Genomic DNA, 18,261 nt, shown 5'->3' on the forward strand with positions numbered 1-18,261 from the left:
TTAGTAGCAGCACTCTAATTGGCGGATTTAATCGCAAGTGGGGCTTACCTTTACCCCAAGTTCCTGCTCTTGCTGCTGGTACCGTTGTTGTGTTTAAAGATGCTGAACTCACTGAAGAAAAAATTCAACAATTGCAATGGCAGGGCATTGGCGATCGCAGAAATGAAGGTTTCGGACGCATCGCCATTAATTGGCATCAAAAAGACTTATTTGATGCTAAACTTCCAAAATTCTTTATTAGAGCGCAACAACCTTCTATCAGTGCGACCGTTCAACCTCTTGCTAGATTTATGGCAGAGCGACTTTTACGTCAAAGACTAGAACAAGCACTGAAAAGTCAAGTCGATAGTAGCAAGTTTAAGCGTGACACAAATGGGAAGCTACCGATTTCTAATAGTCAACTCTCTAGGTTAATGCTCATTACTCGTAGAGGATTGAATTCTGAGCCTGCCAGTTTAAAAGCTGTTAATGACTTACTACATTCTGACAATCTTACAAAAACTGCATTAGCACAATTTCAGAAAGCAAAACTTCAAACAAATAAATCTTTTTATGATTGGCTGCAAGAAAAAATCAAAAATCCTCATGATTGGCTGGAGTCAGTGTCAGAGGTAAAACTCGATCAAGAAATTGAAGTCAATGTTAATGATTTACTAGCTACTGAGTACACATTAAAACTAATTATAGCGGTTGCCAAACAAGCAACTAAGGAGAATTGAAAATGGTTCAGATGAAACCCTCATCTAATCAACGCATAAAGCGAAAACAACGGGAAATTATACGTCGCATTATCGTGCGGGGATTGCTGACATTGAAATCCCCAACCTGTTTGGGAAGTGGTGATGCTGATAGCCCTACAGATATGCCACTACTCCGAGATAGTATTTCTCAAAAGGCTCTTTTAACGGGGGCATCCATTGCAGGTGCATTGCGGAATTATCTGCGAGAGTACGAGCATAGCTATGGGAAAAAGGAATTCAAAAATGATCTTGCAGCTACTCTTTTTGGTGCAACTCGTCAGGATGATGATGGCGATCAAAGTCCTTTGATTATTTACAATTCTATCAGTAGCGCAATCCCTGTATTGGAGCTACGAGATGGAGTGAGAATTAACAGTAAAACTGGTACGGCTGATGATAAAGCAAAATATGATCTAGAGTTGCTGGCTGCTGGTACAGAGTTTCCCATTCAATTTGAGTTGTTAATCGATAAACAAGCAAATGCCAATGATTTACTAAAAGGATTAGCGATCGCGCTGTCTGGCTTAGAAAAAAGCGAAATCAGCTTAGGAATGAAAAAACAGCGAGGTTTTGGTCGCTGTCAGGTCAAAGAATGGCAAGTTTTTAACTTTGATTTAACCGATCTCGTTCAATGTCGTGAATGGTTAGAATTTGACCATTGGACTCAAGGCTTTCTCTCAGAACCACCTGAAAAACAAACGTCAATTGTTCGAGCTTTGGGTGTTTCTTTAGATGACATTGAAGATAAGCGCGATCGCTTGACTCTTGAAGCTATTTTTAAGCTAGAAGGTTCTTTACTAATTCGCTCGGGTCAAGCTAAGATAGAACGCGCACCTGATGTCGTTCATCTCAAATCAAATCGCAATGGAGAGGAAATTCCTGTGATTTCTGGTACGAGTTTAGCAGGGGTTTTGCGCCATCGTTCCGAACGGATTATTAATACATTAAAAGTCTCAAATGATTCGGAATTAACTCTTATTGGCGATTTATTTGGTGATGTTGATGAAAACCAAAAGACGGCTAAAGCTAGTCGGATTATCGTTCAGGAAGCTGAAATTAAAGGAGCAGAAAATTTAGTACAAAACCGAATTGCGATCGATCGCTTTACTGGAGGTGCATATCATGGAGCATTGTTTGACGAGCAGCCAATTTGGGGTAATGATAAAACAAGCCTAACCATTAATCTAGAGATACGAAAACCTAGCAATTCTGAAATTGGCTTACTTTTACTCTTACTCAAGGATTTATGGACAGGCGATCTCCCAATAGGAGGTGAAAGTAGTATTGGTCGGGGCAGATTAAAGGGTCATCAGGCAGCGATCGCGCATTGCAAGTCAGAAGGAAAAAAGGAATGGACGATTTCTGAAATAGATGGACAACTTCAGGTTAGCAATGCAGACGAGTTAGAAGCCTTCGTTCAAACGCTTGTCAACCAAATTTCAGGAGGCGAAACAGCATGATAGCACAAGAAATATGCGAACATCTATCGAATCCGAGTTTTACAAGCGATCGCGATTTGCGAAATTGGATCGAAGAACAAGCAAAACAATATCACCTTGATTATATTTTGGCTCATGCTGATGATGGGGTAATTTGGGGACATTTTAGGCAAGGTCAACTTGTGACATCCGATTCCGTACTATCTCAATCTCCCTCTCTACGCGATTTAACTTTGCAGCAATGTCGCATTTTTGGCCAAAACGGTGAAATTTTGCTTTGGAAAGTTAATGGTAATTGGAAAGCGCGTGCTATTCGCAATCCTGATGTAGAAAAACTTGAGGAGAGACAAATTCTGTGGGGGACTCACGGACAAAAAAAGATTTCTGAAGGTTTTACGGTCTTGCGCGATAGTTCGCAAGGACTCAAACACGCTGTTCCTTTCACTGATATTAATTTAGAAACAAATGAAAAACTTACTCGACCTGTCCGATTGATTGTCAATCATTACATCGGTTATGACAGTGATGGTGTGGCTCGAATTTTTCTCAGCCGACTTGTCAATTTAACAACTAAAAGAATTGAAAATTAGGAGATTTAATGATGTCTTTTCCAAAACATTTGAAGCACGTACCAGAGTCTCTTATAGATAATAAGGGTAAAAAAATTAAAAGACAGGCAATTGCACCTTACAATTTTGTTGAGCTACCCGATCGAGTTGTGCCTATCGATCGAGGCTCTTTACCTTCACACGATCGTTATTATACCAATCTCCATACCGGAAAAATTGATTGCATCCTCACAACTTTTTCTCCTCTTTATATTCGTTGTGGTCTAACTCCATCCGATTTTGCACAAGAAAAATCTACTAGCCTTAAAGATTTAGAAACTTGTTCGGAAGACGAAAGAGCAAGACGCAGTGATTTTTTCAAGTATCCCAATCAACTCTTGCCAACAATACCCGGTAGCAGCTTGCGAGGAATGCTGAGAAGTTTAGTAGAAATTCTGAGTTTCAGTAAAATTGATCGTGTAGCGGATGTTGAACGATTATTTTTCCGTGCAGTTGCAGGTAATCCAAAAACAGATTCTCTAGCACAAGAATATAAAAATCATGTCGATCCTCAAAAGATTCAAGCTGGATATCTCAATAAAGATGATCGAGGATGGTATATCCAACCTGCAAAAACCATTCAACACACTACTTTTGCTTGGGTTAAAGAGAGCGAAACTAATTTACCCAAACTCAAAAAATTTAATAGTCCAAATTATCAACCTCAGTACATTCCTGTAAGTTACCAATCTGTCGGAAAAGATAGTCAAGATCGAGCTAAACGTATATTTGCTCATGGTGTTGATTCTTTAAATATTCATAACAATAAGGACAATAAGGGTATTTTGGTAACTAGCGGAAACATGAAACAGGGAACAGAGCCTTCTCCAAGGCGCAATTATTGCTTGGTGTTTGATTGCGTTGTTTTTGAAAAAAGTAAGAATCTCCAAAAATTGAGAATTGATGATATTGCCATCGAACACTACTGTAATGCTCTGACAGACTTCCAGAAAGATTCTCCTTTTCATTTAGAGAAAGGAATATTTTATTTAGAAGATTTAGAAACAACAATGCTCGAAAAAGGGCGACCAATTTTCTATTATCCACCCAAAAAAGACGATTCTGTACGATTTTTTGGTCAAAGTCCTAACTTTCGTATTCCTTATTCATCTCAGAAGGATGGACGTGCATCTACAGTTATGGATTTTATTCCACATGATTTAAGAGATTCTTCAATTTTAGATATTGCTAATAGTATTTTTGGTTTTGTCAATCAAGAAAAGCAAGAAATACAGGTTTGTAAAGGTCGTGTTTCAGTTAGTGATGCTAAATACAAATCAGACGATAATGGTATATTTTTTGGAGACTCTCCTATTGTACCACATATTCTTGGCAGTCCAAAATCAACTACCTTCCAGCACTATTTAGTCCAACCAGAAGAAACTGGTGCTGACAAAGCTAAATTGAAACATTATGCTAGTCAACCACCTATAAAAGATGATTCAGATCAAGTTAATCACGGAGATACTGTTATTCGTGGACATAAATTATACTGGCATAAGAAAAATATAAAACTTTCTCAAATTTTGCATAAAAATCAGCAAGAAATTAATGACGCAAAATCTCAATATACAGAGATTAAACCAGTTCAATCCGGTGTATCTTTCCAGTTTTCGATAAATTTTGAAAATCTGAATGATATTGAACTAGGTGCATTGCTTTGGGTTCTTAAAATAGCTCAAGATGATGAGTATCGTATTTCTCTTGGTATGGGTAAACCATTAGGAATGGGAGCAGTGAAAATTACTTCTCATCTATCTCTAAATCAACGAAATGAGCGTTATTCACAACTCTTTGATGGCGATCGTCAAAGCTGGTTTACAGGTTATGAAGATTCACCTGATTTACCCAAGCCATACATCGAGACATTTGATAAATACATTTGTAAGCAAATTGGGACACCTAAATCTTCTTTAAAAGAAGTACGACGAATCAAAATGCTGTTGGCAATGCTCAGTTGGGATGATGCCCCATCATCAGACAACACTCGTTATATGGAAATTGAACGAGATGCTAGCAAGCCACATCTTGGCACACCTAAAAAAGGTAAGGTTAACGAGTATGCCGATCGTCCAGTTCTACCAACTCCTCTGCAAGTAATTGGTTGGGAGAAAGATAACATTCAACAACCCCAACGCAAGGTGATGGGGATTGAGGGAAAAACCTTGAATGATAGCCATAGCAGTTCAAAATTTTCAGAAGGACAAGAGATTACTGCTAAAGTGGTTAATATTCAAGTCACAAAAGAGAAAAAACGTAAGACAATTCTTACTTATGAGATTGAAGGCTCAGAATGCCAAGCGACAGAAGAAATTTATAAACGGGAAGTTTCGCTAATTAATGGTGATTTGGTCAAAGTAACAATCATTAAGGTTAAAGAAAATAACATTAGGAAGGTTAAGCTAATCTCAAAGATCAATACTCTTTCTTAAATGAATATTGCGATCGCACTCCTTCAAGTTTTTAAAAACCTGTTGAGGTGCGATCGTTAATTTTTATGACTATTCCTTTGGCGCTAACTCTCGAAACGCGATCGCGCTAGACTGAAATAGAATAAAAGATATATCCCAGAAAGTTGATATATCGTATTAAAGAGGTAGCGATCGTGTCGTATAGTAAATTTAGCTTAGAAGACATTGAAACTCAATTGGGATTAAGCATCCAAGCAACTCAAAATCCCTTAACTCACGCAGAAACTTGTAATGTTAGCGAAAGTCTCAGAGAAATTTTAGATTATAACTTACCCCTAGCACTGGAAATTGCCACAGAGAAAGCGCGATCGGAAATGATTTTAACCCCGATTTTGATTGAACTCAAGAAAATTTTTGATTCTAAAATTAGCCTTTTTTCAGGACGAGAATTCAATGTCGATCCAGACCAAGGATTAGTCGGATTTTGTGATTTTTTGATTAGTCAATCCCCATCACAATTGATTATTAAATCTCCAGTTATTATCATTATTGAGGCAAAAAATGATAATATTCAATCTGGTTTGGGACAATGTATTGCAGCGATGTATGCCGCACAAATTTTTAACCAGCGTCAAGGGAATGCGATCGCGGAAATTTATGGAAGTGTTACAACCGGAACAAACTGGAAATTTTTGAAGTTAGTCAATAAAATTGTAGAAATTGATGTTCGGGAATATTTCTTGAATGACCTAGGTTTAATTCTTAGTATTCTGAAAAGTTTTATCTCTTTGGAAAATCAATAAAATCGAGTAATTTAGCAATTTTAATGAGGTTAAGTTTATGACTCTCGAACAAGCTGTATTAGCCACTCTGCGAGAACTTCCACCCCATAAACAACAGGAGGTATTAGATTTTGCCCAATATTTGCAGCAAAAAGAAGTTCTTAAACGTCCACATCCTAGTCTTATGGGGTTATGGGCTGATTTGGATATTCATATTACAGAGGAGGACATTACCGAAGCGCGTAAGGAAATGTGGGGAAATTTTCCAAGGGAGATTGACTTATGAGTGCTATAGTTCTTGATACCCATACTATTATTTGGTACTTCCTGAATTCACCTAAATTATCAGAACCAGCAAGAGTTTCCATTAACACAGCTAGTCAGATTTATATTGCTTCGATTTCTTTGGTTGAAATGATTTACCTGAATGAAAAGAGTAAAATACCCGATCTAGCTCTACAAAGACTAAATCAAGCTCTTGTAAATCCAGATACTCGATGGTTAGTTGCGGTTCTAGATATACTAACGGCTGAATCTGTAGCTCAAATTCCACGAGATGTTATCCCCGAAATGCCCGATCGCATTATTGCTGCTACTGCTCATTATTTGGGCTTACCGCTCATCACTCGTGACGCAAAAATTCAAAACTCAACTGTTTATACTATTTGGTGATTTTTACTAATTGAGAACAAATCCTATGATTTCAACTCAAATCCAACCCAAACTTTCCCTTGAAGACTTTCTGCAATGTCCAGAAACAAAACCAGTGCGCGAATATATCAATGGTAAAATTTATACAAAACCCATTCCTAAAGGACAACATAGCGCCATCCAAACCTTTTTATCTGCGGCGATTAATCAAGCAGGTATTCCTCAAAAATTAGCGGGTGCTTTTACAGAATTGCGCTGTACTTTTGGTGGGCGATCGCTTGTACCGAATATTAGTGTTTTTGCTTGGGAGCGAATCCCGGTAGACGAACAAGGAGAAATTGAAAATATTATTACTATTGTTCCTGACTGGAAGATTGAAATTCTCTCTCCCGAACAAAGTTCGACGCGGGTAATTAATAATATTCTTTTTTGTTTAGATCGCGGGACACAATTAGGTTGGCTGATCGATCCAAAAGAACGATTAGTCATGAGTTTTTTCCCTCAGCAACAACCCAAAAGTTATCAAGCAGATGAGCTTCTCCCCAGTCTAGAAATTTTGCCCGATTTCAAAGTATCGGTTGAAACAATTTTTAATTATTTAACGTTCAAATAACAAAAATTCCCTCAATTCCCATCTTGCCAGAGAATCTAAAGTAAATCTTTATTTTTTGTTTTCACTCGTTCGTAAAGTTCCTCCATCACCTCAATAAAAGACCGATCCTCATGCCAAAATGGGGGAAAATCTCCTTGTTTTTTGATTAAAATTGCCGGAATTCTGCTTTCTTGACTTTGAGGAGAAACTTCTGGAAAATGTTTTTTTCCCAACCAAAATTCCTTCAATGCGATCGCCTCCACATTGCTAGTTTTCGGCTGAGTATAATAGGAAGAAACCGAAACGGGTTCGAGTTTTTCGCTTCCCAAACCCGCAGCTAAAGCCTTACCTAAAGGCGTTTTTGCTAACTCTTCTTTGAGTTCTTCTCGCGTTAATCCTCGCAATTCAAACAGTAAAAAAGGATCGTCATCAAGTTCTGCTGCAAAACGATAACATAATCCCGCAATATGCTTGCAGGGATTTGACCAGTCGGGACAGTCGCATTCCGTCTCCATATCGCGACTATCGCGAGGTAAAAAACGTTGATTGACTTCTCGAAAACTCTCCTCAATATTTTCTGGAACCTCATTCAGGAGTAGCTTAGAGACAAAACTCGCATTCGTGGACAGTTTTTGAATAATTTTCGACCAATCTTTTTTGGCGATCGCCTTCAATTCAATTTCGGTATTATAGCGAGGCTCTTTATAAACACCAAAATAAGGATTTACCGAGCCTCGAATTGTTGCTCGAATTATACCTTTGTTTACAGAGAACTTGAGGATTTTTCCTCCCCTCGCATAAGATCGTCCTCGTCCTAAACGCGCTTCATCGGTAAAAGAGGCGATCGCGGCAATAAATTGGTTTCCCCACCAAGTTTTACTAAATTCAGCCATTTTTCTCTTTCCTTATTTGACTTATAATTGATTGGGATCGATGCCTAAATCTTGCAATTTTTCTTCTAAGCGTTTAATTTTAAGTTGAGCATCAAGAGTTTGTTTCTGAGCATCTTGAATTCTTTCTTCTGGTGTTAAATAACGCCGACCTTCCTTATCGTACCAGTAGAGCCATTCTCTAGTAATTCCTTGATAAGTTCTTTTTTCTCGACCAATCCCTAAATTTAGTTCTGATAACCAAACAGGCATCCCTGTGAGTAAAATATATTTGTTTTGTTCGAGTTTATAAACTTCTAAAGGTGGCTTTCTCTTCCTTAAGGGATTATATATCACGTAATACAAAATTCCCATTTCCTCATAAAACCGTTTCTTTTTGCTATATTCTCCTCTCCTGGTTTCGGATACCACCTCTAATACCAAAGTTGGTAATTTTTCCTCTTTCCAGAGGACATAAGACAAACGCAAATTGTTCAACTTATGATGAACAATACGAGGAACTCCAATGCTTAAAAAGCCATCAGGAACGATCGCCGGTTCATCGGGGTGATAATATATCCCCATATCGACTCCGAAAAACCAATCCATTCTTTCCTGCCAAATTAATGCCAAAATTGCTTCTAGCAACCCTGGAATGAGGTGCTGTAATTGATTATCCACGGGAGTATCATCGGAATCGGGTAAATCTTCTGCTGAAGGCCAACAGTCTCTCGGATCGTATTTGAGTAACATGGGAAAAAGGAGCGTTACATCTTTAGTTCCATTATACAATTTCAGGGTTAAATTTACAAAATTGCCGTGCGATTCAAAGCAATTAATTCTTTAAAACTGTTATTATCCAATTCCGTCAGCCAAGACTCATCGGATCCGACAATTGAAGCTGAAAGTTTCTTTTTATCTTCAATCATTTGGTCGATGCGTTCTTCTAATGTTCCCAATGTTACATATTTGTGAACAAAAACATTTTTCTCTTGACCAATACGAAAAGCGCGATCGGTGGCTTGATCTTCTACTGCGGGGTTCCACCAGCGATCGAAGTGAAAAACATGATTAGCTTTAGTTAAAGTAATACCCACTCCAGCCGCTTTTAAGGAGAGAACAAAGATGGAAGGAGGAGTATCTGGGTCTTGAAAATCTGCGATCGCATTTTCCCGTTTTTGACGGCTAGTTCCCCCATGAATATAATAGGTATTGTAGTGACAATCATGGCGCAAGCGATATTCTAAAGCATCACCAATCTCGCGAAATTGGGTAAAAATTAAGGTGCTTTCTTGTTCTGCAATGATTTCTTCAATCATCTCCTGCAAGCGCGATAGTTTATGCGATCTTTCGGGAGTAAATTCGCTTTCATCTTGCAAAAATTGCCTCGGATGGTTGCAAATTTGTTTTAATTTCATCAAGGTTGCTAACATTAAACCTTTGCGTTGCATTCCTTCGGCTTCCTCTAATTGTTCCGTCACATTTTTCACGACAGCTTCATATAACGAGGCTTGTTCTTTGGTTAGATTGCAATAAACTTTTTGCTCAATTTTATCGGGAAGGTCTTTAATAATAGATTTGTCTGTTTTGACTCGTCGCAGAATAAAGGGTTCAACTAAACGCTTTAAAGTTACGGTTTTAACGAGGTCATTATCCTTTTGAACTGGCAATTCAAAAGCCTTGCGAAACTGTGCCTGCTTGCCCAAATAACCGGGATTGAGAAAGTTAAAAATAGACCATAAATCTAACAATCTGTTTTCTACTGGAGTTCCCGTTAATGCCAAGCGATGGCGAGATTTTAGCTTTAAAATAGCTTTGGTTTGGGCAGTTTTAGGGTTCTTGATATTCTGCGCTTCATCTAAAACAATACGATGCCAATCTAACGCATCAAATAATTTAGTATCTTTGCGAACCAAAGTATAAGAAGTAATCACAACATCTTTATCTTTACATTCCTTTTTAAATGTTTTCGTTTCATTGGCGCGATCGCTACCATGATGAACGATACTAGAAAGGTGAGGGGCAAATTTAGAAATTTCCTTTTGCCAATTTCCTAAAACCGATGTTGGGGCGATTAAAAGCGTTGGGAATACTTTTTCGTCTGCGTTCCTTTCTTGTACTAATCGTGCAATCACCTGTATCGTTTTTCCCAATCCCATATCATCTGCTAAACAACCATTTAATCCCAATTGTTCTAAATAATCTAACCAAGCAACTCCCCGCTTTTGATACTCTCGTAATGTTCCTTCAAATTGCGGTAATTCTTCAACGGGAGAAAGATTAGAGGGATCGTGCAGTTTAGCCCACATTTCCCCGAGAGAATCATCTCGTTCTATTTCTAAATCTTCATCTTCTTCTGCTTCCCGTTGCATCAATTCCATTAAAGACATTTCTGCATTTTCTTCTCCTTGTTTTTGCCAAAATTCTAGCATTTGTTTCATTTTAGCAACATCAAGTTCGACCCATTCTCCACGAAACTGCACTAAAGATTGTTTTGCATTCACTAAATCTTCCCATTCTTGGGGGGCAATTTGTTCATTACCGATCGCCAATTCGTATTGGTAAGTAATCAATGTATCGAGGTTAAAATATCCCTTTCCTGCACTTCCCACAGACTTCCCTTTTTTAGCAGCTTTGAGACGTACTTTGGCACGACGGCGACCCATTGGAGTCCACCAAGAGGGGATAATCACCTTATAGCCTGCATCCTCCAATACCCATGCGGTTTCCTTGAGAAAATCGTAAGCATCCTCTAAATGCAATAAACACCCTGTGGGGCGATCGCTATTCATTCCCTCCCAGAGTTTGGGATAAATTCGCGCAGCATAGCCGAGATTTAAGAGTAAATTCGCTTCAAAATCTTCTCCCATTTGTTTCTTGATTTGATTTTGCTGGCTTTTGTTCATGCGCCAATAATCGAGCAATGTGAGCTTTGCAGAAGGATCGTTCTTGGGAGAAACGAGAAATTCAAGAAACCATGCTTGATCGGGAACGTCGGGAGAGATAAGCTGAAAATAGAGAATAAAAGGGATTGCACTTTGAGAACGATCGATTTTCTGTCGCCAGATTTGCCACTGTTGATATTGTTCTAATGCTCGTTCTGTTGAACTGGGTGCATCTGTGCGATCGCAGCATTCCTCTAAGATCGTCCCTGCAATTTTGCGATCGAATTGTGCGGTTTTTGGGGTATGGGTGAGAATTTCGGACAGTATGTTTTCGCTAAAGTGACGCAACAGGGTTTGCGGCTCGTAAAATTGTGATACTTCTGTTGGTGTATTAAATCCAGCAGCACAAGCGAGGGGCATAGCTTCCGCATAGTCTTGTAAGATCGTTTCGTAGCGATCGGAAACAATTTCCCAACTGGGATAGATAGCAAAATAATTCGTTTTCTTCCTTTTTTTAGCTTGAGTAGAAGCAATTTGCTGATATTTCAACGCAGGAATATATTCATCTTTAAAAATAATCTCTCTGAGGGTGCGAGTGTAACCATACCAAAAGAGTAAATCCGATCCAAATTGAAGATTATCAGCACTATAAGTCGCGAGAAAGTGGAGATCGTTTAAAAGTTTAATAATATTATTAACCGTAGCCTGATTATAACTTCCCAGTTTAACTTTTGTCCCTACGCAATAACAGCTAATCGGCCAGAATTGTAAGTTAAAATCTTCCGGAAGTTCAGTTTCTAAATAACGAGCCAGTTCCCATGAAGGAAGAGGAATATTATCATGAGTGGGAAGGAGAAAATATTGCGGGCGAATTTTTTCTGTTAACTCATCCAAGGCGATCGCAATGCCTAATTTTTCTTTAAGAAAAGTCGCTAAAGCACCCCGACGCAAATGAAAGGGATGAATATTACCCGACGGTGTTTCCGAAATTTCATCCGTTTCTATCCACAGATAAAATTCTCCTTGCTGCACAAAATCTTCTGTATTGTCGGGAATCCAAGTTCCATGTAAAATGTTAGTCATCAGATCGCAATGATAAATTTTTGAGGTTGCCAAGCAGAGTAACGATCTCTTGTACTCCCAAAGTCAAGCGATCGCGAAATTGGCAATATTCTACCAAAAAAAAGTATGGTTGGCATTATCTACAAAAAAAACTATCATAGTGCAAGAGCATTGAATTGGAGGCGATCGTGTCAGAAGAAAGAACTTATCTCGAATTATCCGAAGCAGGTGATGGCTCCCATAAATTTTACGAAGCGATTATTAATGGGACAGAAGTTACAATTCGCTATGGACGCATTGGCGATCGCGGTCGTAGCCAAACTAAAACCTATCCTACTCCTGAAAAAGCCAAAGCGGAAGTAGAAAAGAAAATTCGTGAAAAACGTCGCAAAGGATACGAAGATGCTGTTATCGGAGTGCGAAAAAAACGCCCTGTTACTCGCAGAGAAATAACCAGTACGAGATCGACTGCAAAAACTGCTCCGGTTATCTGGAAATTTGCCTCGGGTTCTTCCGCATTTGGTATCTTTATTGCTGAGGATCGCTGTTGGTTGGGCAATCAAAAAGGTCATATTTTCGCCCTGACACCAACAGGAGAAGTCTTGCAACAATTTAGTTTACCTGATGGGGTAAAATGTATCGTCGCTGATGATGATTGGTTGTATGCGGGTTGTGATGATGGGAAGGTCTACGATCTCACGGGTAAAATTCCCCGCGTTGCTTATGAAATAGCCCCAGATGTTGATATTTTTTGGTTAGATATTAAAGATGGTATTTTAGGGGTTTCTGATGCCAATGGTAGCGTGGTGGCGATCGACCATGAAGGCGATTCTCAATGGACTCAAAAAAGCAAAGGAAATCATGGTTGGATGGTGCGTTGTGATGAAATTGGACTCTATCACGGCCACAGTCAAGGCGTAACTATGTATGATTGGGAAGATGGGAAATTAATTTGGGATTTGCCTACAAATGGAGCAGTTTTGTTTGGTTGGCAGGAAGAAGGAATGGTTTATGCTAGTACGGGACGCAATCAAGTTTTTGCGATCGCGAAAAAAGGAGAAATTAAGATTATTTATCAATGCGATGCTCCTGTTTATTCTTGCGCGACGGCTGAGGAAGGTCAATATATTTTTGCTGGGGATAATCAATCTTCTATTTATTGTTTTAATGAGTCGGGAGAACGTCTTTGGAAGTTAGGAACTGGTTGCGGATCGGCATTTTCGATGCAGTTTTTCAATGCTCATCTCTACATTGTCACCACCGATGGTTCTTTAGCTTGTATTGATGCCAGCGAAACCGCAGTTCAAGCTGCAAAAGTGGGAACACTTCCAGAATTGGTGAATATTAAAGCACCCAGCAATGTAACCGCAGCAGTGGCTTCTAACACCTTAGAAACAACAAGTAATGCTGGGGTTGGGGTTATGGTAGAATGTGTTAAAATTCAGGGAAAACTTCGCGTTCGTGTTGTTTCAGAAGGATACAATTCAGAAATTAATGTTCAGTTTCCTAAAGAAATTCGCACGGAAGGATCGCGTTATATTGTGGATGAAGTCAGAGAATCTGCTCGAGGAGGATTCTATCGTACTTTTGGGAACATTAAAAAGTTAGACATTGCTGAATCAAGAGATGAAATGGGGAGGAACAGGAACATCCCAGAAATGTAAGAGGAGTCGCGTTCCGGTGCAAAATGCAAGCGGTTTCTTTATTGCTGCGATAAGTTAAGTAAAGCTATTGTAGCGCGATCGCATCTCGTTCCTCAAATTGCTCTTTTCATAAATACCGCAACCATCCCATAATAATCCCCAATTAGGCTAGTACAATTCAAGTATTATTGAAGATGAGTTTTGGTGTCATTGAATATAGCCTTGCTGTTTTCCCCAATTTAACCACACCTCAACAGCTTGGTTAAAATCATCTTCTGGTTTCACCGGATCGGTTTTTGTTAGTTTTGTTAATGCGTAAAACCAATGATCCGATTCTTTTTGCAAATCCGAAAGAATCAAAGGAATTGCTCTCTCTCCTATTAAAATTATCTTTTGATATGCAGGATGTTTTATGATTCGAGAAATAGAGGAAAGCATTTCCGTGTCTTGTTTCCATTGCGATTTTAATTGATCAAATCGCTCTTGGAGTGCTTCTTGATTTAAAATTTCCAGATTTTCTTGAAAATCTACGATCGCTGTCGAAATTTTGCCAGACATGGTTTTTCTCTGAAATTCAGTAGAATTATTCTAGCATAATGCGATAAAATCTCCTCATTGCATTCGATAAAACTTTTTTGCTCACAATTGGACTAGAAAAATTGATAAAATCAGTTTTATATCAACAAAATCCCTTAATGATTTTGTTTGACAAAATACAGTTTGATGATTTAGTTAAGTTTGAAGAAGGTGAAGAAGGTGAAAAATATGACAATAGAAAGACAATTAGTTTAGAAGAGGCTTTTAAACGCCTATTGATATTATTTCCAGAATTAAAGAATAGGGAATTTGTCAAAGAAATAAACTATATAATTAAAAAGAGAAATTTTTTGATGCACAATTTTGGTCACATTGAAATTGGTACTTTAGAGAAAAAAGTTCAAATTAAGATCGCAGATATTTCTGAATCAATCTATAGATATTAAATGTCCTATTTGTGAAAAAAATCTAGCAGAGGTTGCATTAGATATGGATGCAGATGTAGAGATTGAAGATGGAGAAGTTACACTGCTAGGAGTTGAGCCTTTTCTTAGTTTAATCAGGTGTCAGTGCGGCTTTACAATGGAAGATGAAGAAGAAATTAGAATGTTACTAAGCCCAGAATATAACGATATTATTGATAATATTCTGAATGACAAAATTCAAGGGGCAATTTTATAAGAATTGCCCCCAAACTCAACTAAATATGACAACTCATATCTTTCGACTGCTGCGAGAATTTCAAATTCTCCTTATAGTCTACCGGACAATCAATCACCGCCGGAACATCTTGTTCTAAGGCCATTTTCAACGTAGGAATTAAATCCTCTGCTGATTTGACGCGATAACCCTTTAAGCCCATACTTTCAGCAAAGAGAACAAAATCGGGATTGGTAAAATTAATAAACGCCGACTCGCCAAATTGATTGATTTGTTTCCATTCGATTAACCCATAACCATTATCGTTAAAAATCAAGGTAACAAAAGGCGTTTTTACCCGCAATGCTGTCTCTAATTCCTGACAGTTCATCATAAAACCGCCATCTCCCGTAACTGCTACAACCTTGCGACTCGGATGGACTAATTTCGCCGCTAATGCCCCTGGAATAGCTATTCCCATCGCTGCAAACCCATTGGAGATAATGCAAGTATTGGGGCGATCGCAGTGATAATGCCGCGCCATCCACATTTTATGCGCCCCAACATCAGAAATAACAATATCTTCAGGTCCCATCACCTGTCGTAGGTCGTAAATAATCTTTTGCGGTTTGATGGGAAAGCCGTCATCATTGGCATAATGTTCGTAATCATCGCGAATATCTCCTCGTATTTCTGCGGCCATATTTACTAGTTTTCCCTCGCGATCGACTCGTTTCGTAATCTCGTAGAGAGAATCAGAAATATCCCCGACTATTTCTACACTAGGAATATAACTACTGTCGATTTCTGCTGAATTTACACCAATATGAATGATGGGAATTTTACCGTCAGGATTCCATTTTTTGGGGGAATATTCGATTAAATCGTAGCCGATCGCAATCACTAAATCGGTTTTATCGAAGGCACAACTGACGAGATCGCGTTGTTGCAGTCCAAAGGTCCATAATGCGAGAGGATGGGTATAAGGAATCGCACCTTTCCCCATAAAAGTATTAACTACAGGGATATTTAAACGAGTTGCAAATTCTGTCAGGGCTTCACTGGCATTAGCGCGAATGGCTCCATTTCCCACGACAATTAAAGGGTTTTTCGCCTTGGAAATCTTTTCTCCGGCTTTGTTAAAGCTACGGAAAGAAGCATAAACTGCTTCTTTGCCATTGGTACTTAAAGGTGATTCTTGATCGACAGGCATGGCGGCAATATTTTCCGGTAAGTCTATATGAACTGCCCCGGGTTTTTCCTGTTGGGCAATTTTGAAGGCTTTACGAATGATTTCCGGTGTATTACTAGGACGGACGATTTGAGTGTTCCATTTAGTAACAGGTTCAAACATGGAAACTAAATCTAAATATTGGTGAGATTCGATGTGCATTCGATCGGTTCCCACTTGTCCCGTAATGGCAACTAAAGGCGCACCGTCGAGATTAGCATCTGCTACCCCCGTCATCAAATTGGTGGCACCTGGTCCCAGGGTAGAGAGGCAAACCCCTGCTTTTCCCGTCAAACGTCCGTAGACATCGGCCATGAATGCAGCCCCTTGTTCGTGACGGGTGGTAATAAACTGAATTGAGGAGGTTTTTAATGCCTGCAAAACGTGCAAGTTTTCTTCTCCTGGAAGTCCAAAAACGTATTCAACGCCTTCATTTTCTAAACAGCGAACTAGAAGTTCGGCAGTGTTTAATTGTCCCACAATCTTTATATCCCCAATTAAAATGTTTTTGTTGATTGTTTCCCTCGAAACTGGTCGAAGGGTTATGTTTGATTTGTTATTGAGACGGCGATCGCCGCTAACGTCTAAGCAATAACAAATTTATTTAATCCAGACTGTTTTGATATTGACAAACTCGTGAATTCCTTGAATGCTGAGTTCCCGGCCATAACCGGAACGCTTGATTCCACCGAAAGGTAAGCGCGGATCGGATTTAACTAAACCATTTACAAAGATGGCACCCGCTTCAATTTCTTCGATGGCGCGATCGCGTTCTTGTTCATTATTAGTCCAAACACTGGCACCCAATCCTAAAGGGGTAGCATTGGCTAGGGCGATCGCTTCATCGATATTTTTAACCCGGAAAAATAGGGCGACGGGTCCAAAAAATTCTTCGGTATTGGCGGGAGATTCGACAGGAATCTCGGTCAAAATAGTGGGTGGATAAAAGTTACCTTTTCCCGCTAATGGTTTGCCTCCGATTAAAACTTTTGCCCCCATCTCGACACTTTTTTGCACTTGATCGGCGATCTCATCCCGAATAGATGCAGTGGCCAACGGACCGATATCTGTATCTTCTGACATAGGATCTCCTACTTTTAAAGTTTGGAATTTTGCCAGCAGTTTTTGTTGGAATTCATCGGCGATCGCCTCACTCACAATAAACCGTTTGGCGGCAATACAGGATTGTCCGTTGTTTAACATCCTGGCAGTGGTTCCCATCGCCACAGCCCCATCAATATCGGCGCTATCAAGGACAATAAAGGGATCGCTGCCTCCCAGTTCCAAAACGGTCTTTTTAATATGTTTCCCAGCAATAGAAGCCAAACTCGCCCCGGCGGGTTCACTACCTGTTAAAGTGGCAGCTTGTACGCGATCGTCAGCGATTACAGATTCAACTTGGGATGCACCAATTAACAAGGTTTGGAATGCTCCTTCCGGAAAGCCAGCTTGTGAGATAATTTCTTCGATCGCCAGGGCGCATTGGGGGACGTTAGAAGCGTGTTTGAGGAGTCCCACATTCCCAGCCATCAAAGCGGGGGCTGCAAAGCGAAACACCTGCCAGAAAGGGAAATTCCAGGGCATAACCGCAAGGATGATGCCCAAGGGTTGATAGCGGACAAAAGCGGAACTCCCATCGCTTTCACTTGGTATATCCTTGAGAAAATCGGCGGCATTGTCGGCATAATAGCGACAAACGAGGGCGCATTTTTTCGCCTCCGCGATCGCGCTTTTTAACGGTTTCCCCATTTCCAGGGTCATAATTTTGCCGTATTCCTCGGCATTTTTGTCCAGCAGATCCGCCGCATTGTGCAGCCAAGCAGCGCGATCGCCCATTTTCGTCTTACGATAGCGAACAAAGGCAGACTGTCCTCGTGCTAACTTACTTTGAATTTCTTCAGCCGTTAGCGGTGCAAAGGTTTTCAGCGTTTCGCCGTTAGCCGGATTAATTGTTGCGATCGCCATTTCCTCTCCCCATCTTTAAAATGTAAAACTCTTTATTGTATCTCTAGTCTATTCTTACCCATCTTGTCTAAACGAAAATTCGGTATATTTTTTAACAAATTTATATTTTCTTAACTTTACTTTTTGTAATTTATATTGACAAAAGTAACATCAAGTGAATGGGGTGTAGGCGATCGGGCAAATAGACAAGTGAAAATCACCCTCTTA

Annotated in this window: 16 protein-coding genes and 1 pseudogene; 11 read left to right on the plus strand and 6 right to left on the minus strand. The window is 39.5% G+C overall.

Annotated features, from left to right (window positions below; genetic code table 11):
* From JUI58_RS07500 to JUI58_RS07535, 8 genes and pseudogenes are all read left to right on the plus strand, one after another.
* Window positions 1–719, plus strand: a pseudogene (locus JUI58_RS07500) (hypothetical protein); the annotation flags it as partial.
* A gap of 2 nt (window positions 720–721) precedes the next feature.
* Complete coding sequence (locus JUI58_RS07505; RefSeq protein ID WP_204103142.1) at window positions 722–2,200, plus strand: RAMP superfamily CRISPR-associated protein; 1,479 nt, start codon at window positions 722–724, stop codon at window positions 2,198–2,200.
* Window positions 2,197–2,769, plus strand: a complete 573-nt coding sequence (gene csx19, locus JUI58_RS07510) for a CRISPR-associated protein Csx19 (RefSeq protein WP_204103143.1) — start codon at window positions 2,197–2,199, stop codon at window positions 2,767–2,769. The genes JUI58_RS07505 and csx19 overlap by 4 nt, the downstream gene beginning before the upstream one ends.
* Before the next feature lie 11 nt (window positions 2,770–2,780).
* Window positions 2,781–5,219, plus strand: coding sequence for a TIGR03986 family CRISPR-associated RAMP protein (locus JUI58_RS07515; RefSeq protein WP_204103144.1), 2,439 nt, complete (start codon window positions 2,781–2,783; stop codon window positions 5,217–5,219).
* Window positions 5,220–5,392: 173 nt separating this feature from the next.
* A complete protein-coding gene (locus tag JUI58_RS07520) occupies window positions 5,393–6,001 on the plus strand; it encodes a hypothetical protein (protein ID WP_204103145.1) in 609 nt (202 codons plus the stop codon).
* Between the two features lie 37 nt (window positions 6,002–6,038).
* The gene (locus tag JUI58_RS07525; RefSeq protein WP_204103146.1) at window positions 6,039–6,266 is read left to right on the plus strand and encodes a DUF2281 domain-containing protein; all 228 of its coding nucleotides are present in this window, start codon (window positions 6,039–6,041) and stop codon (window positions 6,264–6,266) included.
* Window positions 6,263–6,652 (plus strand): type II toxin-antitoxin system VapC family toxin, encoded by a 390-nt coding sequence (locus JUI58_RS07530; protein ID WP_204103147.1) that lies wholly within the window; start codon window positions 6,263–6,265, stop codon window positions 6,650–6,652. The genes JUI58_RS07525 and JUI58_RS07530 overlap by 4 nt, the downstream gene beginning before the upstream one ends.
* Window positions 6,653–6,677: 25 nt before the next feature.
* Entirely contained in the window at window positions 6,678–7,244 is a 567-nt protein-coding gene (locus JUI58_RS07535) for a Uma2 family endonuclease (RefSeq protein ID WP_204103148.1), read from the plus strand.
* 35 nt (window positions 7,245–7,279) lie between these two features.
* On the opposite strand, the gene JUI58_RS07540 is transcribed toward JUI58_RS07535, so the two are convergent.
* The 3 genes from JUI58_RS07540 to JUI58_RS07550 are packed head-to-tail and all read right to left on the minus strand — an operon-like array spanning window position 7,280 to window position 12,060.
* Window positions 7,280–8,116: an SWIM zinc finger family protein gene (locus JUI58_RS07540; protein ID WP_204103149.1), complete on the minus strand. Its 837-nt coding sequence runs from the start codon at window positions 8,114–8,116 to the stop codon at window positions 7,280–7,282.
* A 21-nt stretch (window positions 8,117–8,137) separates the two neighbouring features.
* Complete coding sequence (locus JUI58_RS07545; protein ID WP_204103150.1) at window positions 8,138–8,845, minus strand: Uma2 family endonuclease; 708 nt, start codon at window positions 8,843–8,845, stop codon at window positions 8,138–8,140.
* A 53-nt stretch (window positions 8,846–8,898) separates the two neighbouring features.
* Window positions 8,899–12,060, minus strand: a complete 3,162-nt coding sequence (locus tag JUI58_RS07550) for a DEAD/DEAH box helicase (protein WP_204103151.1) — start codon at window positions 12,058–12,060, stop codon at window positions 8,899–8,901.
* A 167-nt stretch (window positions 12,061–12,227) separates the two neighbouring features.
* Here JUI58_RS07550 and JUI58_RS07555 point away from each other — a divergent pair, with 167 nt between their 5' ends.
* Window positions 12,228–13,703, plus strand: coding sequence for a WGR domain-containing protein (locus JUI58_RS07555; protein ID WP_204103152.1), 1,476 nt, complete (start codon window positions 12,228–12,230; stop codon window positions 13,701–13,703).
* A gap of 186 nt (window positions 13,704–13,889) precedes the next feature.
* Here the strand turns inward: JUI58_RS07555 and JUI58_RS07560 are convergent, their stop codons facing one another.
* Entirely contained in the window at window positions 13,890–14,240 is a 351-nt protein-coding gene (locus JUI58_RS07560) for a hypothetical protein (RefSeq protein WP_204103153.1), read from the minus strand.
* Between the two features lie 101 nt (window positions 14,241–14,341).
* On the opposite strand from JUI58_RS07560, the gene JUI58_RS07565 reads away from it, so the two are divergent.
* Together JUI58_RS07565 and JUI58_RS07570 are read left to right on the plus strand one after the other, a co-directional pair.
* Window positions 14,342–14,665, plus strand: coding sequence for a hypothetical protein (locus JUI58_RS07565; protein WP_204103154.1), 324 nt, complete (start codon window positions 14,342–14,344; stop codon window positions 14,663–14,665).
* 43 nt (window positions 14,666–14,708) lie between these two features.
* Window positions 14,709–14,900 carry a hypothetical protein gene (locus tag JUI58_RS07570; RefSeq protein WP_204103155.1) on the plus strand — a complete coding sequence of 64 codons (192 nt, stop codon included), beginning with the start codon at window positions 14,709–14,711 and terminating at the stop codon, window positions 14,898–14,900.
* Between the two features lie 19 nt (window positions 14,901–14,919).
* Here JUI58_RS07570 and JUI58_RS07575 read toward each other — a convergent pair whose 3' ends face one another.
* A complete protein-coding gene (locus tag JUI58_RS07575; RefSeq protein ID WP_204103156.1) occupies window positions 14,920–16,569 on the minus strand; it encodes an acetolactate synthase large subunit in 1,650 nt (549 codons plus the stop codon).
* Between the two features lie 120 nt (window positions 16,570–16,689).
* Window positions 16,690–18,054 carry an NAD-dependent succinate-semialdehyde dehydrogenase gene (locus tag JUI58_RS07580; protein WP_204103157.1) on the minus strand — a complete coding sequence of 455 codons (1,365 nt, stop codon included), beginning with the start codon at window positions 18,052–18,054 and terminating at the stop codon, window positions 16,690–16,692.
* Window positions 18,055–18,261 lie beyond the last annotated feature (207 nt).

Origin of the sequence: Spirulina sp. CCY15215, assembly GCF_016888125.1 — a bacterium.
Taxonomy (GTDB): domain Bacteria; phylum Cyanobacteriota; class Cyanobacteriia; order Cyanobacteriales; family Spirulinaceae; genus CCY15215.